Below are 23439 nucleotides of genomic sequence, written 5' to 3'. Positions count from 1 at the left end.
GACATATTCGACGACGGAGTTTGTCGGACCCTCTCGCTAATGTCACTCGTATCGGGAGGATTCGGCCGCACTGCGGCCAACTGTTCACAAGGAGGCTCCTCATGAGCGAGGAACCTGATTTCGACACGCGAGTGACTGCGGCATGGCGGCAGTTCTCGGGCCGGCTCTGCTCGTACTTCATCGACATGAGCGAGAACGACCGGCTTACCATCCACACGGTGCAGAAGGGCCTGTCACTGGTCGTGCACCCCTACGGCGCGGACGCCGTCATCGAAGGCGAACTGCTGAACGCCGTCACGCACGAAGACCGCATCATGCTGACCAACGCCGGTTGGACCAGCGAGGGACCGTCCGAGACCGCACTGAGGCTGAGCGTCATCGGAGACCCGGACGAGGTCGTCGACGCCATCGAATTCGTGTTGCGTGAGCTACGCGGCGTGCCCCATCCGGCGTTTCTCACCGCAAGCATCAACGACGGTGCACCCAAATCGATGTTCGACGACAGCTGGGAGCCCATCAGCGCGCACACCCAACTCGTCGAAGAGGTCGACGTCATGCTCACCTCGATCATGAGCCATCCGCCGGTCAAGGACGACGACGGCGACGTGCCCTTCACGTTCGACGGGCGAACCGCGTTCCTGAGGGTCTCGACGTCAGCAGTGATCGAGTTGTTCACGGTGTTCAGTGTGCATCCCGAAAACCGTTCGGCAACAGCGCAAGCCGCCTGCTACTCCCATCGGTGGCCGGACATCAAGTTCACCGTCGGCGAGCACCATGTCGTTGCGATTCAGCGAGTCGACTGTGCTCCGCTGATCGAAGAGCACCTCGGTCGAGCCCTCGGCACGTTCCTGCGATTCTTCGAAGAAGAGGGAGGAAAGATCGCCGACGAACTGAGCGCGGAGCCACCGGACACGGGCATGCCGCCCGAACTGCAGACGATCTCGCACCTCGATACCGCAGACACGCCCCTCAGCGCTGAGGATGTTGCGTTGATCTGCGGACAGAACCGCGACAACATCCTCGGGCTCCTGGACGTGTGCGGTGACCACCATCGCGAGTTGTCGACGGCCGATCGGACGCAGGAGCTGCTCCGATCGGCTCTGCGCTTCGTCGTGCTCGACCTGCCGCGGCAGAGGTAATTCACCACGTCTCAACCCCCTGGCCTGACCGGACACATCAGTGCGACGCGCCGGGGCAATGCTTGGTTCACCAGACCGAACGACGATGATGTTGCCCGTGACCCTGTGGATTGTTGCAACCGGCGTCGAAGCCGCCGCGATCGTCGGCCTCGGCGTGTGGATGATCGTGACGCGTCGTCAACTGACCAGCACGCGTGAGGCGCTGGAACGCGCACGCAGCGATTCGCAGCACAAGCGTCGGCGACGCGGTATCGCACCGATGGCGATCAGAACAGCTTTCCAGACCGCAGACTCGCTGATCAACAAGGGGTTCGGCGCAACGGTGCGGAACTCGATCGAGGATCTCGCCGGATGGGCCAAAGTCGAACGCCCCGACCTGGCCCGGCTGACCGCGGACGGTGACGTCGTCGTCATGTTCTCCGACATCGAGGGCTCGACGGCGCGCAACGAAGAGCTGGGCGATCGAGGGTGGATGAAGCTACTGGAAAGACACAACAGGCTGATTCAGAAGCAAGTCGCCGCGCATGGCGGCCACGTCGTCAAGAACCAGGGCGACGGCTTCATGATCGCGTTCTCCGACCCCGAGCAGGCTGTGCGATGCGGGATGGCCGTCCAGGAGGCGCTGCTCGAGAATGCGGATCGCTGGAACGACATTCGAGTACGGATGGGTATCCACACGGGCAGTTCGGTGCGACGCGGCGACGATCTCTTCGGACTCAACGTGGCCATGGCCGCGCGCGTGGCAAGCCAGGCCGAGGGCGGGGAGATTCTCGTCAGCGAACCACTGAGCGTGAAACTCGGTCGTGATATCCCGCTGGGTAGGCCACGGAAAGTCGAATTGAAGGGTATGAGCGGCAGCCACGAGCTGTACCCGGTAGGGCTCCCCGCACTCACGAAATCGAAAGACGATGCGCCAGAACTCGAATAATCATCACGGGTAACGCGTGCTCAGCAATGGCCGATGCACCAGTCGACCCTCGACGATTGGACTGCATGATGATCAAGAAGGTATTTGCCGCCACGGCCCTGGCAGTCGGTGTAACGGCCCTGGCCGCAACGCCCGCGTCAGCGGATGGAATCTACGACTCTCCGTTCACCAGCGAGAGCACCGAACACTTCGTCAGCGCTTTCGATCCCGCGGCCTATGGTCCACGGGGCAACGACTCCATCATCATCAGCCCGTACGGCACTGGCCAGCCGATCTACAGCTGGAGTTTCCACGGCCAGGGCCAAAGCTGGCAGGTCGACCCGTCAGGCAACGCCCACCTGCTCCGCGGAATCTCCATCCCGACCGGATCATCGGAGGGGGACGTCCGAGGCATCGCGATCTACGACCCCTTCACCGTCCTCGACTACTGAGACAAGAAAGGTCCATTCATGTTGTCTAACAATTTGAATGGACCATTCAAGCGTTAACCCCATGTGCACGAAAATACATAACCCGCTATGTATTTTCGTGCACGTGCGGCGCAGCCGCCTCACACGCGGCGAAGCCGCCTCTCCCCGCGATGAAGTCGTGGTGGTCGTAGAAGTCGAACATCGCGCGCAACCTCGACGCCGCGCCGACTGGCATAGAGTAACCAGCAGTGTTCTGCCACTGGTCGAGAGAGATCTGCTCAACTTCGGCGCCGTACCTCGCGGCCAATTCACGGACCGAAATAGCCTCCGACCCGCCGAGTTCGTATGTCGCACCGTGATGACGCGAGCCCTCGACCAACACTGTCGCAGCGACGGCGGCCACGGCGCGCAGACTTACGAACGAGAATTTGGTGTCCGGGCTGTACGGCAACGTAATTCGACTGCATTCCCCCGCGATCACCGACGCGAAGTTCTCCAGGTAGGCACACGGCTGCAGCACAGTCCATTTCAACGGCGACCGATGCAATTCGTCCTCGCACACTGCCTTGTCCATGTGGTGAGGCATTGCAGGACTGAAAGGCCACGCAACAGAGTGGTACACCACGTGCTCGACACCCGCGGATGCCGCCGCCGTCAACGCGTTTCGTAGCAACCGAGGCTCGTCTGGATGGACGTTCGGAGCAATGAAATACACTGCACGACAACCGAGTAGTGCCTTGCGTAAACCGGCGCCAGTTTCCAGTTCCACCTCGTAGTCACCCTCGACCCGCGCCGTGTGCACCAATCGACGTGCACCCGGCGGCAACGCGTCGATCACCGCGCTGCCGGTCTTGCCCGCGGCACCGATCACTGCAATATCGGCGCCACGGGCGATCCCCGAACTCATAGGTAGTCGTAGACAGCCGACGTGTCGCCGCCGGACAGTTCCGCGTAGCCCGGGCCACGATCGAAGAACGGTTCCTCGTCGCCTCGGTCGGCTCGCAGCCGGTCGCGAAGAGCTACCGTGGCATCCACATCGACGACCGGTTCCGCGTCCCCTGTCAGGACGACGCCGTAGTCTTCGCGGGCCCCGTCGCGAGACACTTTGCGCCACAGCACGTCACGAAGGACCTCATCGACTGGTCGATCCAGTGGATCTCCCCAACCACCACCACCGGTGGTACGTATCCGAACGACCTCGCCCGCCTTGATCGGCTCCGCGTCCGTGAGCGCGTCGAACTCCCGCTCGTTGGGGCCGTTCGGATCGAGAGTCACCGAGAACGGACGGCCGGCCTTGCCGCCCTTGACACCCCAGCAGGACAGAATCGAACGATCGGCGATGGACATGAAGTGCGCGTCCTTGAGCATGCGGATGTGCTTTTCGTAGCCGAGCCCACCTCGGTAGCGTCCGGCGCCGCCGGAGTCGATTGCCAGTCCGAGCTTTTCGACGATGAACGGAAAGCGACTTTCGCTGAATTCGGTGGGGAGGTTTCGCGAATCGGGCACGACGTGAATCGTGTCCTCGCCGTCGGCGTAGTACCGGCCACCGGAACCGCCCCCGAGCACCTCACGCATCAGGTACGAATGACCGTCGAAGTCTTCACCGTAGACGCCGGTGTACCGGATCGTTTCCTGGTCGGCTGGCATGTTGCCGTCCACAGCTTTCGCGACGACGCCGGCCAGCACGCCGAGCAACCGCAAGATCACGAACGTACGAGCATTCGTCGGCGCCGGGAAGATCGGGGTGATGAGCGTTCCCTTTTCGGGAAACTTCATCTCGATCAGCGGCACGACGCCCTCGTTGACGTCGAGCTCGGCCATCCGCTCGGGCGTATCGGCAAGGTTGCGCAGGATCGGGGCAAGCCACTTGATCAGGAAGTTGCCGTCGGCGTAGTCACCGCAGTGATTGATCGGCCCCTTCGCTTGCGGTCCTGTTCCGTTGAAGTCCAGGATCAATCGTTCGCCGCCCTCGTCCTCGGCAGAGGTCTTGGTCAACGTGATCCGCTGGGTGTGCAGCATGGGCTCGTCGACGCCGTCGTGCTCCGCGTAGTCCTCCCACGTGTACTCGCCCACCGGGATCTTGCTCAAAATCTCGCGACGGTACGTCTCCGTGGTCGCATCCATCATCGCGTCGAAACAGGATTCGACCGTGTCGACGCCGTACCGCTCGAACAGCTCGGTGAGCCGCCGCGCTCCCATCAAGCATGCCGAGCATTCGGCGTCCAGATCGGCGGCCAGCGCATCGGGCATGCGGGAATTGCGCGTCATGATGCGCAGCGCAGCTTCATTGGGTACGCCCTGATCCCACAGCTTGATGGGCGGGACCATCAGCCCTTCCTCGTACACCGTCGTCGCGCCGGACGGCATCGAACCCGGGCAGCAACCGCCGATGTCGTCGTGATGGCCGAATGCCTGCACGAACGCAACGACTTTCGGCTCCGCGTCGGGAGTGACGCGAGCGAACACCGGCACCGTCACACACAGGTCGGGGAGGTGGCCGATGCCGCCTTCGGACAGGTAGACGTCGTTGTGGAAGTACACGTCGCCCGGCTTCATCGACTCCAGCGGGAAGTCCCTGGCGATGGGATGCACCAGAGCCGAGTACGAACGCCCCGTCAGCTTGCGCAGATTTCGATCGTGGATGCCGGCACGGAAGTCGTGCGCGTCGCGGATCATCGGCGAACGCGACGTCCGCGAGATCGACGTCTCCACTTCCATCTCCACGCTGGCCAGGTATCCCGCAACGATCTCGACGAGAATCGGGTCCGGGGTTGCGCCGTCGGTGTCGGTCAGCCGGTAGGGCTTGGCCGCGGTCGCGGCGGCAGCATCGAGTACAGCAGTCATCACTTCGCTCCGTTCGAGTCGGAAGTCTTGGAGATTCGGATGTTTCCGTGGGTGTCGATTCGCGCCGAGAATCCCGGATGGATCGGGACGGTGGAGCTGAACTCCTCGATGACGGCAGGTCCGTCGATCGTGTCGCCTGCTCCGAGTCGCGCGCGGTCGTACACGGTGGTATCGACCCATGAGTCGAAATATGCCTGACGCGAACCGGTTCGGGCCGAGGAAGCCCCTGAGCCGGCAGAGACGGTTCGAGCAGCCGGACGCTGGATGGGACCGATTCCGCTGACACGCAGGTTGACCCACTCGACGTGCTGCGCGGGATCACCACGGAAGTCGTAGCCGTACAGTTCGCGATGTGCGTCGTGGAATGCTTCGGCGGATGCGTCCATCAGCTCGGCAGTGATCTCACCCTCGCCGACGGGGACACGAACCTCGAACGCCTGGCCCATGTAACGGAGGTCGGCAGTGCGCGCGTAGCGACGCTGGGTCTCGTCGAATCCTTCTTCTGCCAGAGCAATTTCGGCCTTGCCCGCGAGCGAGTCGAAGAGCTCCTGCAGCTCCGACGCCTGCAGACGATCATGCCGTCCGACGTGCGTCTGCACGTAGTCGTTCCGGACGTCGACGGTCAGCAATCCGAAGGCCGATACGTTGCCCGGATCCAGCGGAACCAAAACGTCTTTCAAGCCGAGGATGTCGATCAGCTTGCACGCCAGCAGCGAGCCCGAGCCGCCGAACGTGACGAGGGTGAAGTCACGGACGTCGAGGCCACGCTTGACGGTGATCTGACGCAACGCGTTGGCCTGGTTCCACGCCGACACTTCGAGGATGCCGACAGCGCACTCTTCGAACCCGAGGTTCAGCTCGGAAGCCAACTGCTCGAGCCCTTTCCGCGCCAGCTCGGTGTCGAGTGGGATCTCACCGCCCAAGAGGTGGGGTGGGATGCGTCCGAGCAGTACGTGTGCGTCGGTGATGGTCGGTTCGCTGCCGCCCTTGCCGTAGCACAACGGTCCGGGATCGGCGCCTGCCGACTGGGGTCCGACGCGGAGCGTCCGTTCCGGCGTCATCCACGCAATCGAGCCACCGCCTGCACCGACGGTCACGACGTCGATCATCGGAATCTTCGACGGATAGTTTCCGACGCGCCCCTCGGTGGTCAGCGCGGGCTCACCGCGGACGACGACGGTGACGTCGGTCGAGGTGCCTCCGCCGTCACACGTCAGCACCTGGTCGACGCCGGCAGCATCGGCGATCAGCGCGGCGCCCAGTGCACCCGCAGCAGGTCCGGACAGAACTGTCGTGATGGGCTGGTGAACAACCTCTTTGGCCGACAGCACCCCACCGTTGGACTTCATGACGTAAAACGGAATGTCGCGAGATTCGCCGTCGGCCGTGGAGAACTCACGCAGACGGTTCGCAATGTTGTTGACGTAATTGCGGATGTTCGGCTTCACCGCGGCATCGACGAGCGTGGTGATGGACCGCTCGTACTCACGGTACTCACGCAGCACCTGGCTGGAGATGCTGACGGTGGCCTCGGGGAACATTTCGTCGAGGATGTCCCGCACACGCTCCTCGTGCGACGGGTCGGCGTACGAGTGCATGAGGCAGACACCGATGGTCTTGATGCCGTGGTCTTTGAAGAACTGTGCTGCGGCGCGGACGCTGCCCTCGTCGAGCGGGCGAATCTCGCTGCCGTCGAACGACAAACGGCCACCGACGGTCTTGACGCGGTCGGCAGGCACGATGCGGTCGGGCTTGACCCAGAAGTAGGAGTTGCCGTAGCCGTCGGGCACGGATTGACGAGCGATCTCGAGGACGTGTTCGTAGCCCTCGGTGGTGATGAAGCCGAGGTTCTCGACCTTGCCCTCGAGCAGCTTGTTGGTCGCGACGGTCGTTCCATGGCTGACAGCTCCGATAGAGTCGCCGTGTTCGCCGAGTTTTTCGAGCACCTTTTCGATGCCGGTGAGGAACCCCTCCGCGGGGTCGGACGGCGTCGACGGGGTCTTGGTGGTGACAATGGCGCCGGTCTCGTCGTCGACTGCCACGATGTCGGTGAAGGTGCCACCGGTGTCGATGCCGATCCGTATCTTCCTGGATTCCACTTCTTCCTCCGTACAATCGTTCCCGATGGGATTGATCCGATCGGCGCTGGCGTGTGATGCCATTCCACAGCGTGTGCGAGGAGGAATCTTTGGCAGATTTCGCCGAACCCGACGGGCACTCTTCGGCGCAGGCTCACGAGCACACGAAAAACGCCCCGAACCATGGGCGATTCGGGGCGAAATTCGTTGTCTACGGTGCTATCTGGAGCGCCCCAGAAGTCCACCGATCACCACGCCGGTCAGGGCGATGACGGCACCAGCCGCGGCACTGACGAGTACCGTGCGCGCGTCGGTTCCTCCTGGTAGAGGCGTCGCTCGCGGCACCTGATTCGCCTGCTCCACAACGGTTTCCGAACTGAGCGCCGCTTCGGACGTTGCAGCAGGCGTCGACGACGAGATTCCGTTGGCGATGACGCCGTCGATGCTCTTGAAGAACACTCCGGCCATCTTTTTGGCGACGCCGGTGATCATGCGTTGCCCGACGCCTCCCACCATCCCTCCGACGACTGCATCGGCGTCGTAGGACAGCAGGGTCCCTTGCTCGTTCTCCGTCAGAGTGACCGTCACGTCGGCCTTGACAGTGCCCGGCGCGCCCGCGCCGGACGCCGTCATCACGAACGAGTTGGGCCGATCTTGTTGCGAGAGAACCACTTCACCGTCGTACACACCTTTGATCGAGGCGACGCCCGCCATGATGGAGAGCTTGTAGTGATTGTCGGTGAGTTGTTCGAGCGACTGCACTCCGGGAATCGTCGCGGCCAGTACGCGTCCGTCCTGCAGGTTGTCGTACACCTCCTCGCGGGGTGCGGTGAGCTGTGCGGTGCCGGCGATTCTCATGAATTCTCCTGTGCTGACTGGTGTGCGAGCCGAAGTTCGAACAATTCCGACGGTGAAATCGGCATGGCGGTGATGGGAATGCCCTCGGCGTTCTCGATGGCCGCGGCGATGACTGCGCTGGTGGGGATGACACCGGCTTCGCCCGCGCCCTTCATGCCCAAGGGATTGAGTCCGGACGGCGTGACCGTGTGGTCCATCTCGAGTGAGTTCGGCATCTCTGTGACGAACGGCATCAAGAAATCCATGTACGACGCGTTGAGCATCTGGCCGTGCTCGTCGTAGACGATCCGCTCGTACAGCGCCCCACCGATCCCCTGCGCCACGGCTCCCATGACCTGGCCTTCGACGATGCGCGGGTTGATCACGTTGCCGCAATCGTGGACGACCACGTACCGCAGCACGGTGATCTCCGCCGTGATCGGATCGGTCTCGACGATGGCGGCGTGCACTCCCGAAGCGAATGTCGAATGCGGCGGCGAGTAGTAGCCGGTCGCCTCCAGCCCGGGCTGTTCACCCTCTGGGATCGGAGGCTTGGTCATGTCGGGGTCAGCCTTGGCGAACCCGGTCGCGAGCTTGGACTCGCGATCGAACGCGTAACGCAGCGGATTGGACAGCACCGCCACGACACTCAGCGGAACCGACGTACCCTCGACGCCTGGCTCCGTCCCGATCCGGCAGACATGGCCAGCGCGGAGCTCGAGGTCGTGTGCATCGATGTCCAGAATTCCCGACGCGATCGTGCGGGCTTTCTCCGCGACCATCTGCGCTGCAACGTGGAACGCCGATCCGGACATTACCGCTCCGCGCGATGCGAAAGTTCCGACGGCATAACCGAATCGCCGGGTATCACCGGTGACGATCTCGACGTCGGAGACATCGACCCCGAGGTCGTCGGCGACGATCTGCGCGAACGCGGTCTGGTGTCCCTGGCCCTGCGTCGTCAATCCCGTTGCAGCCTTGACCTTGCCTGACGTCTCGACAACGACGTGCGCGCCTTCGTACGGACCGGGACCCGTTCCCTCGACGTACGCGCCGATGCCGATCCCGACGGTGCGGCCCTCTGCCTTGGCCTGCCTCTGGTACTCGGGGAACCCGTCCCAGTCGATGAGCTTCTTCAGCTTGTCGATGCCCGCCTGGTAGTCCCCGGTGTCGTAGATCAAAGGTCGGCCGTCCTGGAACATCAGACCGAAGTCGTACGGCATGTCCTCAGGCCGAACGAAATTTATCTCGCGCACCTTGATCTTGTCCTTACCCAGGTGGTCGGCAATCGCGTCCATCGCACGTTCCATCGCGAAGACTGCCTGGGGTCGGCCCGCGCCGCGATACGGCGTGACGAGGACCGTGTTGGTGTAGAGCGAATAGGCGTCGACACGGAACGATTTCGGTTTGTACGGCCCCAAAACCTGTGTCGCCGTATTGATCATGACGATGATGCCGTACGGCAGATAGGCACCGTTGTCGTGCCAGAACGTGAAGTCGAACGCCAGCAGGCGGCCGTCGTCGTCGAACCCGATGTCCACCTTCTGGATCTGACCGCGCTCGTGCGCGCTCGAGATGAAGTGTTCGCGGCGATCCTCGACCCACTTGACCTCGTTCGACACGCCCGCGCGGCCGAGGCGTCGGGCAGCCCAGGTGACCATGACCTCCTCGGGCCACGGATGGACGATCTTGACGCCGAAACCGCCGCCGACGTCGGGTGCGATGCAATGAACTTTGTTGAGCGCCATGCCGAGACGAGCCGCGATCGCGGCCCGCGCCGAGGTCGACGTCTGAGTCGACGTCCAGAACGTCAGAGCATTCTCGTCGCCGTCCCATCGGGCGTAGACGCCCTTGCCTTCCATCGGCATGGACGCCGAGCGTTCGATCTCGAGATCGAGCGTCAGACGGTTCGGTGCGGCCGCGATCTCGGCGTCGACGTCGCCGAATCCGTGCTGCAGACGCGCCGCGATGTTGTCGGGGACGTCGTCGTGCACGGCCTTGGCGGCGTGACGCGCGGTATCGATTCCGACGACAGCATCGAGCATCTCGTAGGTCACGTCGATCTTCGCGCACGCGTCCTCGGCGATGTACCGGTTGTCGGCGACGACCATCGCGATCGCTTCGCCGACGTGGTTGACCTCGTCCTTGGCGAGTGGATATCCGTTGCGAGGAGCCACGATAGCCGGATGCGGAATCAGCAGAGGAAGGTTCTCGGCCATCTCTTCCGAGTCGTCGAGAAGGTCGTCGTAGACGTAGATCGCGTGGACACCGGGAACTTCCAGTGCCGGATCGATGTCGATGTCGACAATCCGTGCGTGCGCATGCGGCGACCGGACGAATGCGGCGATCAACGCCCCGTGACCGAGGTCGTCGAGATACCGACCCTGGCCACTGAGTAGACGCGTATCCTCCTCACGCGGAATGGGTTTGCCGAAGAACTTGGTCGACGAGCCCAGTACGTGTTCGGTATCGACCTGCGTGCTCATGAACGCCCCGCCCTTCCGCCGACGGGCTGCGTGCTCCCCCGCACCTGGCGGTCCAGCGCATCTCGGGTGGCTTCGTCGTCGACGCCGAGCGGGAATTGCCCTGCGCGCTCGCGTGTGATCTCCGCGGCTCGAAGAACCGATGCGCGGATGTTCTGGTACCCGGTGCAGCGACACAGGTTCCCGGCAATGGCATCGGTCGCCTCGTCGTGCGTCGGATTGGGGTTGTCCTCGAGAAACGCGGCGATGGTCGTCACGAAACCTGGTGTACAGAATCCACACTGAAGTCCGTGACAGTCCTTGAACGCCTGCTGAACCGGGTGCAGCGTGCCGTCGGGTTCGACGAGTCCCTCGACCGTCGTGACGGAATGCCCTTCGAGACTGGCTGCGAGCACGAGGCACGAGCGGACCGGGTTCCCATCGAGCAGCACGGTGCACGCACCACATACACCGTGCTCGCATCCGACGTGAGTCCCAGTGCGGCGCATGTGATGTCGAATCGCATCCGAGGCCAGTGTGCGAGACGGAAGCACGACGGTCTCGGTGACGCCGTTCAGCGTGAACGTGACGGCAACATGTTGTTCGCCTGTGTCGGTTTGAAGTTCGGACAGTTGATCGTCGATGGACTTCGGCATTACAACCTTCCTACGAGTACGCGATCCGCGCTTGCATCCCGGGCCGCCGCGAATCCGACACGGCTGGTCAGTGCGGATACGAGCTGAGATCGATATGCGGCCGTCGCATGGATGTCGGCATCGGTTTCGATTGTGTTGCGGGCTAGTTCGCCGACTGCCTGCCACTGTGGGTCTCGTTCGTCGGTCGCCGACGCGCCGGCAAGCGCGTCGCTGTAATCGACGACGACGCCGAGTTCGCCGGCCGAGATGTAGGTCATCCGAGCCGTGATCACGTGCCCATCGACGATCTCTACCTGTGCGACAACGCCGACCAGAGCGTAGTCGCCGTGGCGTCGGGCAATCTCGTCGATTGCCGTGCCCATACCCGCCCGGGCCGGAGGAACACTCACCGACAGCGCGATCTCGTCGGACTCGAGTGTGCTTTCCAGTGGTCCGGCGAACAGATCGGCCGAGTCGATGACGCGTTGCCCACGGATCGACTGGACGGTGACCTGCCCGCCGAGCAGCGTAAGCACGGCGGGCATCTCTGCTGACGGGTCCGCATGCACGATGGATCCGACGGTCGTTCCGCGATTGCGAATGGTCGGGTGCGCCACCAGGTTCAGTCCGCGGCTCAGCAGGGGCTGAACGTCGCGGGCCTCGGCATGGTTGTACAGCGCGGAATGCGTGACCAGGGCTCCGAACTCGACCCCCGAGTCCGGCGAGACGGTGACGGTGTCCAGGTCGCGCACCGCGCCGATGTCGACAATGTGTGTGGGCGCCGCCAACCTCATCGACAGCAGCGGAACGAGCGACTGACCACCTGCCATCACCTTGCCCTCGTGGGAGACCTCGGAAAGGATGCGGCACGCCTCCTCGACCGTGGTCGGCCGGTGGTACCTGAGCGGCGACGGTTTCATGTCTCGATCCTGCCTGTCATAGTGCTTTCGAAATGTGTGGAGATGTGACAACAGTCACGCCCGCGAGCTGGCAAACTGCGTCAAGTCAGCTGTTTGGCGGGAGGCGCCTCCGGCGACGTGTCTTCCTTTCGAGGCGCGGTGTAGCCGTCGAGCTCGGGGTTGCGGGAGCCGATGAACCGGCAGAAGTGGTACATCACGATGACGACGATCGTGCCGAGTGAGATGCCGCCGAGCGAGAACGTGTCGCTGAACGTCAGGGCGGTGTCGCCGATACCGATGATGAGGCCGGCCGCGATCGGCATCATGTTCAGCGGGTTTCCGAAGTCGACGCCGTTTTCCTTCCAGATCTTGGCACCAAGCAGGCCGATCATCCCGTAGAGGACGACGGTGATTCCACCGAGGACACCGCCCGGTGTCGCCGAGATGAAGGCACCGAACTTGGGCGAGAATCCAAGCAGAATCGCGACGACACCGGCTACGAAGTAGGCCGCCGTCGAGTAGACGCGGGTGGCTGCCATGACCCCGATGTTCTCGGCATACGTCGTGGTGGGAGACCCACCGACGCCACTGGCGATTGCCGTCGCGAATCCGTCACCGGCGAGCGCACGGCCCATGTACGGATCGAGGTCGTCCTTGGTCATCTCCGCAACGGCTTTGACGTGGCCGGCGTTCTCGGCGATCAGCGCGATGACGCCGGGAAGAACGAGCACGACGAACGTCAGGCTGAACGACGGCGCATGGATGCCGACTACACCGCTGGCCTCGTCCGAGAACGGCGGTAGACCGAACCACGACGCCGACGATACCGAGTCCCAGTTGACGCGGAAATGCTCGGTGATCGCGCCGGCATTGGCGTCGTACGAGGTGATCGGGCCGGACACCTTGTCGAGAACCCATGAGACGACGTAGCCCAGAATCAGAGCAAGGAAGATCGCGATGCGTCCCATGAAGCCGCGCAGCGCCACCGACATCACGATCAGAGCGACCATCACCAACAGCGCAACCCATTGATCCTGTGGCCAATACAGCCCCGCGACGACGGGCGCGAGGTTGAAGCCGATCAGCATCACCACCGCTCCCGTGACCGCCGGCGGCAGCAGTTTGAAAATCAACCGTCCGCCGAGGAAGTGAACGGCGACGCCGATCAGGCCGAGGACGAGGCCGGACACCAGGATCGCGCCGGTCACTTCCGCCGACGTTCCACCCTGGGCGCGAATGGCGGCGATACCACCGACGAAGGCTGCCGACGTTCCGAGGTAACTGGGAATTCGCCCCTTCACGACCAGAAGGAAGAAGATGGTGCAGAAGCCCGACATCATCACGGCCAGTTGAGGATTGAGCCCCATGATAATCGGGAAGACGAAGGTCGCGCCGAACATAGACACGACGTGCTGGCCGCCCAGTCCGATGGTCCGTCCCCAGCTGAGTCTCTCACCGGGAGCGACGACTTCGCCGGGAGCGACCGTTTTACCATCTCCGTGCAGGGTCCAAATCGGCATGATCGGCCTTTCGTGCAGAGGAAGGCGGTTCGTACTCTGTGTTGCAGCTCACAAACCGCCCCTGATGCCTCTGAACGCTATTACAGCCGATCGGGGGCGACGTGATGACAATCTGACAGATCGAAGACCCTCGGATTGGCAGGATTAGTGATTGATGCCGCGCATCGCGATTATCTTCAATGCTAGGGACAGGTCCAGTCGCAATTCCGGCTGCGCAGTGAACGAGCCCAACATTTTCTCGAGCTTTACGACTCTGTAACGCAGTGTGTTGTAGTGGAAGTGGAGCTTGCGAGCAGTCTCCGCGATGTTGATGTTCGTCGCCAACAACACCTCCAGAGTGTTCCGCATGTCCTGCGCCTCCGCGGTGTCGTCGGTGAGTTCGCGCAGCGTCTCTCGAGCGAAGTTCTCGAGTTCGTCCTCGTCTTCCACGAGGGACAGCAAGCGATAGACGCCGAGATCGTCGAAGTTGGTCAGCGACCACTGGCCCGAAATGCGGCGCCCCACAGTCAAAGCCGTTCGTGCCTGACTGTAGAGGGCAGGCACTCCGTCGGTGGTCTCCGCTGTTCGAGACACCCCGACACTGAACGGCCTTCTGCCACCGCCGCCTTCACCCCGGACCACACTGACGAGGTCACGCACGAGTGCCATCGTGTCGTTGCCGACGCCCATGACGATCACGGTCTCGCCCGTCAGTGCCGTCACCGCCGCACCGGGATCTCGATGGGCGATCGCACCCGAGAAAGCCATGGCCTGACGGTCGACGACCGGAAGCCGGTGCGTGGAATTCGTCGACTCGTCCAGTACTGGATCGGGCTCGATACTGACGACAACCAGCGGTCGGTCGAAATCCCACCCGAACGTCTTCGCGTGCGTGACAACATGTTCGGTATCACCGGCACGGCCCACCATCAGATCGTGGATGAAGTTGGCTCGATGCCGCTCTTCGACGGAGGCCACGGCCTGTTGACGCGTGACTACAAGGGCACACACCGCTGCGGCGCGTTCGACGAGATACAGATCATGCTCGGTCATCACGCGATCCCACGTGAACAGAGCCAACCGTCCGTGATCGATGTGGTTGGCCGAGACCGCCGCGATCGCGCCCGAATGACCGTCGAACACGTGCAGTCCGAGTCCACCTTCGACGGTGTCGGTCCGCAACCTACCGGTGGAGTCGAGAGCGGGGCTCGTCGACAACCGCCTCCGTCCCGCGGCGTCACCGGCGCGGCTGATCTCGCGGCCGTCCGATGTGGTCAGCAGTACTGTTCCGTTCAGCTCACGCGCCGCGACTCCGGCCAACTCTGCCAGGCCGCCGCCGGCCATGACGACATCGACCAGCAGTTTTCGCACTCGCTCTGCCTCGAACATGGCCGATACCTGCGTTTGCTCCACTGCGACGCGGCCGCGGGACAGTGGGTGATCCCCGTCGCCGTGGAACGCGACGATGGGCAGACCGACCTGTGCGGCGGCATCGATCATCTCGGGTTCGAGGTTCCACCCGTCACCGTCGAATTGCACTGCGAGCGCGGCGACTCCGCGCGAGCTCAACCGGCCGATGAACGCCGTCGCAGATTCGGTCACCAGGCCCAGGGTGCGGGGCGTCGTGATCAGGAGTTGGCCGCGCCTGAGCCAAGGTCCGATGTCCGGGACCGCCATGAAACCGACCCGTCGCACGTCTACTCCGTCGACCTCCCCCACGACGATCGACGACGAGGGCAGCAACGCAGACCGGAGAAGTTCGGTGAGGGCCTCTGCTTCAGGAGCTTCAGGAATGGAGACGGACCTGACAGACACTGGGCGGGCACCTCGGATTTCATTTCACTCGCGAAAAGGGGGATTCGCGAAGAGACGATCCTAACGCTCACCGGCCGGCGCGGCAGGACATTGGGTTACGCGGATGAACTGAGACCGTGAATCGGACCGCGGCGGTGACGCAGTTCCTCACCGGTCGCCCGGTTCATCGTCTTGGTGACCTCCGCCAGCACTGCCAATGCGGTCTCCGCAGGGGTACGGGAGCCGAGGTCGAGGCCGATGGGTGAGTGTAGGCGCGCACACTGCTGCGGCGTGATGCCGTGGTCTTTAAGAAGGCCGACGCGTCGCTCATGGGTGGATCGGCTACCCATCGCGCCGACGTACCCGGCGTCGGAGCGCAGGGCGAGGTTCAGCAGCGGGATGTCGAACTTCTCGTCGTGGGTCAGCACCACGATGGCCGTGCGTGAATCGACGGGCGCGGTCGCCAGAAACCTGTCCGGCCACATGACGACCACCTCGTGTGCCGCCGGAAACCTCGCGGGCGTCGCGAACACCGGCCGCGCGTCGACGACGGTGACGTGGTAGCCGGCGAAGACTGCGAGAGTGCTTACGGCAGAGGCGAAATCGATTGCACCGAACACGTACATGCGCGGCAGGGGTGCGTGTATTTCGACCAGTATGTCCTGGTCGGTTCCGAGACGCGCAACGACGACGTCCGACTCGCCGCCGCGCAGTCTCGCTTTTATGTCCTCGATGTTCCGACTCGGCAGCGGCAGGTCACCCTGGTGGTTCTCGGTGTCGACGACGAGGTGACGCGACGGCCCGCCGTCGACGAGAGTCGTCAACACCGCGACCGGCCGATCCGATGCAAGACGCTCGCACACACCCCCGAAGCTCGGCCACTGTGAACCGACCAGTTCGACGAGGACTTCGATCCTGCCGCCGCACGTCAGCCCGACCCCGAATGCGTCGTCGTCGCTGACGTCGAAGGTCTCGATGCGCGAGTTGCCGTCGGCAAGAACGTCACGTGCGGTCTCGTACAGCGAGCTTTCGATACAGCCGCCCGACACACTCCCGACGACCTCGCCGTTTCGGTTCACGGCCATCGCAGCACCGGGCCGACGCGGAGACGAACGCCAAGTGCGCGTCACCGTCGCGAGTGCGAACGACTCGCCGCTGTCGAACCAGCTGTGTACAGCAGCAGAAATATCCCGCACCGTCTCTTACCTCCGCTCGCTGACCTTCGGCCTCACGGTAGCCGTAGCAGCCAGGTCGTTCGGTCACAGAAGTCGCCTAAAAGTGGGCTCACTCGTTGTGCACTGTCGCCGACGCGCCGAACCGCGCCCTCGACCATCGTCAATCCTCGACCCCGGTTGGACGAGAAGAACGAGGAACGCATCAATGGACGAACTACTCAGCGGAACAAAAGTTCTCGACCTGACCAGGGCGCTCGCAGGTCCGCTCTGCACGTCGTTGCTGTCGGACTTCGGTGCCGACGTGATCAAGGTGGAACCCCTTGCCACAGGCGACAGCTCACGTCAGTGGCCTCCGTTCGACGACGACCGGAGTCTGTACTTCACCTCAGTCAACCGGGGAAAGCGTTCTGTGGCCGTGGACTTCCGGAGCGACTCGGGTCGAGATTTGTTGCACAGGTTGGCCCTCGATGCCGATGTGCTCGTCGAGAACTTCCGACCGGGGGTACTGGCGGACATGGGCCTCGATCCCCGGGAGCTCGAACGTGAGAATCCTCGACTGATCGTCATGAGTGTCAGCGGATTCGGTCCGGTGGGACCCGACCACCTCGCCGCAGGCCTCGACCAAGTGGCACAGGGCATGTCCGGTCTGATGTCCGTGACGGGCGACGCCGGAAGTGCACCGATGCGGGTCGGAATCCCGATCGTCGACACGGTGTCCGGTATCTATGCGGCCCTCGGTATCGCAGCAGCTTTGGCGGCCCGTGAGCGCGACGGACGCGGCCGACGCGTCGAGACGTCGCTGTTGGAATCGGCCATTTCGACCATGACGTTCCAGGCGCAGAACTACATCAGCACGGGCCGCGTCGCGGAACCGAACGGCAACACGCATCCGTCGATCACACCGTACGGCGTGTTCGATACCGCCGACTTTCCGATCACCATTGCTACTGGGACCGAAAAGCATTGGTTCTCATTGTGTTCGGTTCTCGGTGCGCCGGAGCTGGCTGACCGAGCCGATTACGCCACCGGCAAGCAACGGACACAACACCGAGACCAGCTGACGAAGGAAATCCTCGAACTGCTGACCGTCAAGACGGCTGCCGAATGGATCGAGCAGATGCGCGCGGCGGGAATTCCCTGCGGCCCGATCCACACCATCGATCAGGTCTTCGACGATCCGCAGGTGCGCGCGCTCGACATGATCCAAGAAACGGAAGGGCCCGACGGACGCTCGACTTCCGTGGTGCGGGGGCCATTCTGGGTCGACGGCAAGGTTCTGCCGGTACGCAAGGCGCCGCCGATGACATTGGGTGCGGACACGGTCGAGGTGCTGACCGAATTGGGCCTCGACGCAGAGGAGATCGTCGAACTGCGTAGGAGTGCGGTCATCTGATCGTCTCTACTCGCGGGGCAAACTCGCGATCCGGGCGGCGACCGCGAGAGCGTCGGCCTCACGCCAAGGTCGGGCTACGATCTGTAGCCCGACCGGTAAACCGTTGCGAGCCTGAGCAATCGGAACGACGACCGACGGCAGACCGAGAACACTGATCGCTCGGCAGCTCGCAAGCACGTCCATCCAGGTCAGCTCTCGTCCTCGGACGGTGAATGATTCCTGCCCCAGCGGAGGCGCGAGAATCGACGCGACGGGCATGATCAGCACGTCGCCCATCTCGTCGAGGAATTGTTGAATGAGCTTTGCTCTTTCGGCCCAGAGGTTCTCGTCGAGGTGTTGGGGTCTTGCGTCAAGAGCGGCTCGTATTTCGGACGTCAACTGTTCGGTCTCGGTACCGACGAGGACGCGAATATCGGCGTGAGACTCGGTTGCGCGCAACGTGGAGAACAGCGCGTGACCGCGCGAGAGTGCGGTTCCGTTGTATTCCTTTGCCCGAAGCATGTGCGCAGCGGCGGACACAGCATCGACGATCTCGTCGTCGACGGGCATCGTTCCGTCGCCGGGTGCCCATCGGATGTCCAACGTGTTCGTATCCACTGACTTCTCTACAGGCGCGAGAGCGGGATTCGACAGAACGTTCAGTGCGAGTTCGAGGTCCGGGAGATTCCGCGCCAGCGGTCCGATCGTCTGAATGACCCCGTGCACCGTCACCGGATTCGCCAGGACGTAACCGTCGAACACGACTCCGGGAATCTGCCCGTCGGTGTCGACACGGCCCAATGTCGGCCTGATCGACACCAACCCGGTGCAATGTGCAGGCCAGCGGACCGATCCGCCGAAATCCGTGCCGAGACCCAGCACGCTCAGACCTGCTGCGACCGAGGCGGATTCACCCCCACTCGAGCCGCCGGGCGAACGCGGGATCCCGTCGGCTATCAGTGGGCTCGTCGTGACCCCGAACAGGTCGTTGCGAGTGAGTCCGCACGCTCCGAACTCCGGCGCGTTCGTTTTTCCGATGAGCACCGCACCTGCGGCCTTGAACGCGGTCACCGCGGTGGCGTCGCGCATCGGGATGTTCGACGCCAGCGCACGGGACCCAGCGGTAGTACGAACTCCGGCCGTCGTGATGGTGTCTTTCACCGTGAACGGAACGCCGGCCAAGGGACCGAGGATTTTCCCTGCTTCTCGTCGGCGATCGAGATCGTCTGCAGCGGCCAATGCGTCCTCGGCACAGACCGTGACGATCGCGTTGAGCTCGGGGTTATGCCTGTCGATCGCGGACAGATGGTCCTGAACGACCTCGCGCGCGGTGATGTGGCCGTCCCGGACGGCCGAAGCTATCGAGCGTGCTGTTCTTCCCACCCACGTGTCGACGTCCACCCGCGCCCTCTCGCTCGACTTCATCGAAACGAACCTAGGTTTCGGGCGGTAGGCAACATACGACCACAATCGACACAGAAACGTGCAAGACGCTGGCAGGTTCTGCCACATCCACAGCGTGTACGACTTGGAAGGATGACCAGGATGCCCGTGAGTTGGATTCGTGTGGTCGCCGTCGTGTTCGCCGTGAGCTGGGGCGCGAACCAGTTCGCGCCCATGCAGCTCGTGTATCGCGAGACCGTGGGCCTGACCAGCACCGCGTTCACCGCCATGTTGGGCAGCTACGCGCTCGGGCTGATTCCGTCGCTGCTGTACTTCGGTCGACTCTCCGATCGCCGAGGGCGACGGCCCGTCGTGCGGCCGATGATTGGAGTCACGGTCATGTCGACGATCTTGCTCGCCCTCGGCGCCGACGTGCCGGCTCTGCTCTATCTCGGCAGAGTGCTGGCCGGGGTCGCGTCGGGAATGGCTTTCACCGCGGGCGGTGCGTGGATCAAGGAACTGAGCGACAGCCCGGGCAGCGGTGCGCGTCGTACTGCCGTTGCACTGTCGGCCGGCTTCGGGTGCGGCGCTCTATTCGCGGGACTGATCGCGCAGTGGCTACCGGCCCCGGACGTGCTGCCGTACCTCGTGCATCTCGCGATGATGGCTGTGACGGGTGTACTTGTGTGGAGGGTTCCTGAGACCCGCACGCGCTTCGAGGATTCCGCGCGGCAGATAATGCCGGTCACCAGACAGCGTTGGTTTCTCGCCGGCGTCGCACCGTGGGCGCCGTGGGTGTTCGGTGCTGCGACAGTCGCGTTCGCAACGCTACCGCCTCACGTCGCCGACGTCACCGGCTCTCTATCCGTGGCGTTCACGGGAAGTATTGCGGCACTGACGCTCTGGACGGGTGTTGCAGTGCAACCGACCGCCCGACGTCTGTCCAGCCGCGGCGACAAGGTCCCCGTCGGGGTCGGCGTCGGGCTCGGATGTCTGGGATTCGCGCTTGCTGCGGTGGCATTGAGCACTGGCGGCGTAGTATCCGTCATCCTGATCGTTGCCGCGGCGGTACTGCTGGGATCGTGTTACGGAATGCTGCTGGTTTCAGGATTGGTCATCGTCGAAAAACGGACACCTCCGGATGGTGACCTGTCCACCGCTACCGCGGTCTACTACTGCTTCGTATACCTGGGATTCGCCGTGCCGCTACTTCTAACGCTGACATCGCCGACTGTCGGACTCACGATCGCCGCGGGACTCATGGTCACCGGGTACGTGATTGCTTCGCTGCAGGCTCGGAAGGTGCCCCAAAATGCATGAATGGCTCATTCATGTTGACAGACAACAGAATGGGCGGTTCTTGCGGTACGCGTCGTGCGCGCGAATGTATAGCGGGCTATACATTCGCGCGCACGTGCGCGAAGCGCCTACTCGCTTACGGACGCCAATGCATCGTTGAACGTCTTGCTCGGGCGCATGACGGCTGCGGTGGCCTCGGGATCCGGGAAGTAGTATCCGCCGATCTCGACCTCCTTGCCCTGAACTTCGTTGAGCTCGTTGACGATTGCCTCTTCGTTGTCGGCCAGCGTCTGAGCGAGACCGGTGAAGTGCTTCGCGAGCTCCGCATCCTCGGTCTGCGCGGCGAGTTCCTGCGCCCAGTAGAGGGACAGGTAGAACTGGCTGCCACGGTTGTCGAGCTCACCGGTGGAACGCGACGGTCCCTTGTCGTTCTCGAGGAGCTTGCCGGTGGCTGCGTCGAGGGCGTTCGCGAGAATCTTCGCCTTCTTGTTGTCGGTCTTGATACCGAGGTCCTCGAGGCTGACCGCGAGCGCGAGGAACTCGCCGAGGGAATCCCAACGAAGGTGGTTCTCCTCGATGAGCTGCTTGACGTGTTTCGGCGCAGAACCACCTGCACCCGTCTCGTACAGTCCACCGCCTGCCATCAGCGGCACGATGGACAGCATCTTGGCACTGGTGCCGAGTTCCAGAATCGGGAACAGGTCGGTCAGGTAGTCGCGCAGGATGTTGCCGGTCGCCGAGATGGTGTCGAGCCCACGGATCAGGCGTTCCATCGTGTACCGGATCGCGCGGACCTGCGACATGATCTGGATGTCGAGACCCTCGGTGTCGTGATCCTTCAGGTACGTGCGGACCTTGCCGATGAGCTCGTTCTCGTGCGGACGGTACGGGTCGAGCCAGAAGACGACCGGCATGCCCGAGTTGCGGGCACGAGTCACGGCAAGCTTGACCCAGTCCTGGATCGGAGCGTCCTTGACGATGCACAGACGCCAGATGTCGCCTTCTTCGACGTTCTGGGTCAGCAGAACCTCGCCCGTCGCCAGGTCGGTGATGTTGGCGACGCCGCCCTCAGGTACCTCGAAGGTCTTGTCGTGCGAGCCGTACTCTTCCGCCTTCTGCGCCATCAAGCCGACGTTCGGAACGGTGCCCATCGTGGTGGGATCGAACGCACCGTTGGTCTTGCAGAAGTTGATCATCTCCTGGTAGATCCGGAAGAAGGTCGACTCCGGGCTGACCGCCTTGGTGTCCTTCGGGCGGCCATCGGCGCCCCACATCTTGCCGCCTGCGCGGATCATCGCGGGCATCGATGCGTCGACGATGACGTCGCTCGGTGAGTGGAAGTTCGAGATGCCGCGTGCCGAGTCGACCATGGCGAGCTCGGGACGCTTCTCGTGGCACTTGTGCAGATCGTCGACGATCTCCTCGCGCTGCGCGCTCGGAAGGGATTCGATCTTGCTGTACAGGTCGGACAGACCGTTGTTGACGTTGACGCCCAGCTCGTCGAACAGCTCACCGTGCTTGGCGAACGCGTCCTTGTAGAACACCTTGACTGCGTGGCCGAACACGATCGGGTGCGACACGCGCATCATCGTGGCCTTGACGTGCAGAGAGAACATCATGCCCGTCTTGTAGGCGTCCTCCATCTGCTCTTCGTAGAACTCGATGAGCGCCTTCTTGCTCATGAACATGCTGTCGATGACGTCACGGTCGGTGAGCGAGACCTTGTCCTTGAGCACGATGGTCTTGCCGCTGGTCGTCAGCAGCTCCATCTTGACCTCGCGGTCGCCTTCGACGGTCATCGACTTCTCGCCGTGGTAGAAATCGCCGTGGCGCATGTGCGCGACGTGCGTGCGCGACGCGGGAGACCACTCGCCCATGCTGTGCGGGTGCTTGCGGGCGTATTCCTTGACGGCCTTCGGCGCGCGGCGGTCCGAGTTACCCTCACGCAGAACAGGGTTGACGGCGCTACCGAGGCACTTGGTGTAGCGGTTCTTGATCTCTGCTTCTTCGTCGGTCTTCGGGTTGCCCGGGTAGTCGGGAAGTGCGTAACCCTTGCCCTGCAGTTCCTTGATGGCTGCCAGCAGCTGCGGGACGGACGCGCTGATGTTCGGCAGCTTGATGATGTTGGTCTCGGGCAGTTGCGTCAGCCGACCCAGCTCGCCGAGGTTGTCCGGCACCCGCTGCTCTTCGGTGAGGTAATCCGGGAATTCGGAAAGGATGCGGCTCGCGACCGAGATGTCGGTCGATTCGACGTTGATGTCTGCTGCACCCGCGAATGCCCGGATGACGGGCAGAAAAGCGTGGGTGGCGAGCATCGGCGCTTCGTCGGTCAGTGTGTAGATGATGGTCGGCTGTTTCGCACTCATGTTCTGCCTTTGCCTCAGTGTCCGTCGACGCAACGCTTCGTGTGCTTGCGTCCTCTTCAACCCTAAACTTTGACGTAACATTACGCGCGTACTGCCAGACGCGGAGAACCCCCCGCCTGCTGCGGAAAGTTACTCGCCAGTACCGATCTTGGTCACCCGAACCGGCCGGAGCGAGGGCGCCCCCGAGTCACTCTGAGTGACCGGAAAGCCACATTCGGTCCGAAACCCGGGCCCGCCCGAACCGAACGAGGGCGGCCCTGGGTCACTCAGAGTGACCGGAAAGCCACATTCGGTCCGAACCCCAGGCCCGCCCGAACAC

At 63.2% G+C, this 23439-nt stretch carries 17 protein-coding genes; 5 read left to right on the top strand and 12 right to left on the bottom strand.

The window, feature by feature from the left end; all coding sequences use genetic code 11:
• The first annotated feature begins 101 nt into the window (after positions 1-101).
• From RhoFasB10_RS04745 to RhoFasB10_RS04735, 3 genes are all read left to right on the top strand, one after another.
• On the top strand, positions 102-1139 hold the full coding sequence (locus RhoFasB10_RS04745) for a hypothetical protein (protein ID WP_167675348.1): 1038 nt from the start codon (positions 102-104) through the stop codon (positions 1137-1139).
• An 88-nt stretch (positions 1140-1227) separates the two neighbouring features.
• Positions 1228-2067: an adenylate/guanylate cyclase domain-containing protein gene (locus RhoFasB10_RS04740; protein ID WP_206030546.1), complete on the top strand. Its 840-nt coding sequence runs from the start codon at positions 1228-1230 to the stop codon at positions 2065-2067.
• Positions 2068-2132: 65 nt separating this feature from the next.
• Complete coding sequence (locus RhoFasB10_RS04735; RefSeq protein ID WP_240930894.1) at positions 2133-2498, top strand: hypothetical protein; 366 nt, start codon at positions 2133-2135, stop codon at positions 2496-2498.
• Positions 2499-2583: 85 nt separating this feature from the next.
• Here the strand turns inward: RhoFasB10_RS04735 and RhoFasB10_RS04730 are convergent, their stop codons facing one another.
• The 10 genes from RhoFasB10_RS04730 to RhoFasB10_RS04685 all read right to left on the bottom strand — a co-directional run bounded on the left by RhoFasB10_RS04730 (position 2584) and on the right by RhoFasB10_RS04685 (position 16721).
• A complete protein-coding gene (locus tag RhoFasB10_RS04730; RefSeq protein ID WP_167675344.1) occupies positions 2584-3384 on the bottom strand; it encodes an NmrA family NAD(P)-binding protein in 801 nt (266 codons plus the stop codon).
• A complete protein-coding gene (locus RhoFasB10_RS04725) occupies positions 3381-5321 on the bottom strand; it encodes a hydantoinase B/oxoprolinase family protein (RefSeq protein WP_167675342.1) in 1941 nt (646 codons plus the stop codon). The genes RhoFasB10_RS04730 and RhoFasB10_RS04725 overlap by 4 nt, the downstream gene beginning before the upstream one ends.
• The gene (locus RhoFasB10_RS04720) at positions 5321-7420 is read right to left on the bottom strand and encodes a hydantoinase/oxoprolinase family protein (protein WP_167675340.1); all 2100 of its coding nucleotides are present in this window, start codon (positions 7418-7420) and stop codon (positions 5321-5323) included. Before RhoFasB10_RS04720 ends, RhoFasB10_RS04725 begins: the two co-directional genes overlap by 1 nt.
• Before the next feature lie 198 nt (positions 7421-7618).
• Positions 7619-8257, bottom strand: a complete 639-nt coding sequence (locus RhoFasB10_RS04715) for a carbon monoxide dehydrogenase subunit G (protein WP_167675338.1) — start codon at positions 8255-8257, stop codon at positions 7619-7621.
• Entirely contained in the window at positions 8254-10722 is a 2469-nt protein-coding gene (gene cutA, locus RhoFasB10_RS04710; protein WP_167675336.1) for an aerobic carbon-monoxide dehydrogenase large subunit, read from the bottom strand. The genes RhoFasB10_RS04715 and cutA overlap by 4 nt, the downstream gene beginning before the upstream one ends.
• The gene (locus RhoFasB10_RS04705; protein ID WP_167675334.1) at positions 10719-11354 is read right to left on the bottom strand and encodes a (2Fe-2S)-binding protein; all 636 of its coding nucleotides are present in this window, start codon (positions 11352-11354) and stop codon (positions 10719-10721) included. The genes cutA and RhoFasB10_RS04705 overlap by 4 nt, the downstream gene beginning before the upstream one ends.
• Positions 11354-12253: an FAD binding domain-containing protein gene (locus tag RhoFasB10_RS04700; protein WP_167675332.1), complete on the bottom strand. Its 900-nt coding sequence runs from the start codon at positions 12251-12253 to the stop codon at positions 11354-11356. The genes RhoFasB10_RS04705 and RhoFasB10_RS04700 overlap by 1 nt, the downstream gene beginning before the upstream one ends.
• An 80-nt stretch (positions 12254-12333) precedes the next feature.
• On the bottom strand, positions 12334-13752 hold the full coding sequence (locus RhoFasB10_RS04695; protein ID WP_068430271.1) for a solute carrier family 23 protein: 1419 nt from the start codon (positions 13750-13752) through the stop codon (positions 12334-12336).
• A gap of 144 nt (positions 13753-13896) precedes the next feature.
• On the bottom strand, positions 13897-15546 hold the full coding sequence (locus RhoFasB10_RS04690) for a PucR family transcriptional regulator (RefSeq protein WP_254303615.1): 1650 nt from the start codon (positions 15544-15546) through the stop codon (positions 13897-13899).
• A 95-nt stretch (positions 15547-15641) separates the two neighbouring features.
• Entirely contained in the window at positions 15642-16721 is a 1080-nt protein-coding gene (locus RhoFasB10_RS04685) for an XdhC family protein (protein WP_068430269.1), read from the bottom strand.
• 184 nt (positions 16722-16905) lie between these two features.
• Between RhoFasB10_RS04685 and RhoFasB10_RS04680 the strand changes: the two genes are divergently transcribed.
• The gene (locus tag RhoFasB10_RS04680; RefSeq protein ID WP_068430266.1) at positions 16906-18093 is read left to right on the top strand and encodes a CoA transferase; all 1188 of its coding nucleotides are present in this window, start codon (positions 16906-16908) and stop codon (positions 18091-18093) included.
• A gap of 6 nt (positions 18094-18099) precedes the next feature.
• Here RhoFasB10_RS04680 and RhoFasB10_RS04675 read toward each other — a convergent pair whose 3' ends face one another.
• On the bottom strand, positions 18100-19497 hold the full coding sequence (locus tag RhoFasB10_RS04675) for an amidase (RefSeq protein WP_206030537.1): 1398 nt from the start codon (positions 19495-19497) through the stop codon (positions 18100-18102).
• Here RhoFasB10_RS04675 and RhoFasB10_RS04670 point away from each other — a divergent pair.
• A complete protein-coding gene (locus RhoFasB10_RS04670) occupies positions 19378-20775 on the top strand; it encodes an MFS transporter (protein WP_346764352.1) in 1398 nt (465 codons plus the stop codon). The genes RhoFasB10_RS04675 and RhoFasB10_RS04670 overlap by 120 nt on opposite strands.
• 107 nt (positions 20776-20882) lie before the next feature.
• Here RhoFasB10_RS04670 and RhoFasB10_RS04665 read toward each other — a convergent pair whose 3' ends face one another.
• Positions 20883-23120 carry an NADP-dependent isocitrate dehydrogenase gene (locus RhoFasB10_RS04665; protein ID WP_167675326.1) on the bottom strand — a complete coding sequence of 746 codons (2238 nt, stop codon included), beginning with the start codon at positions 23118-23120 and terminating at the stop codon, positions 20883-20885.
• Positions 23121-23439 lie beyond the last annotated feature (319 nt).

This window comes from Rhodococcus sp. B10 (assembly GCF_011770055.1).
Taxonomy (GTDB): Bacteria; Actinomycetota; Actinomycetes; order Mycobacteriales; family Mycobacteriaceae; genus Rhodococcoides; species Rhodococcoides kyotonensis_B.
Note: the sequence above shows the minus strand (reverse complement) of the source record. Positions and strands in the feature narration are given on the sequence as shown.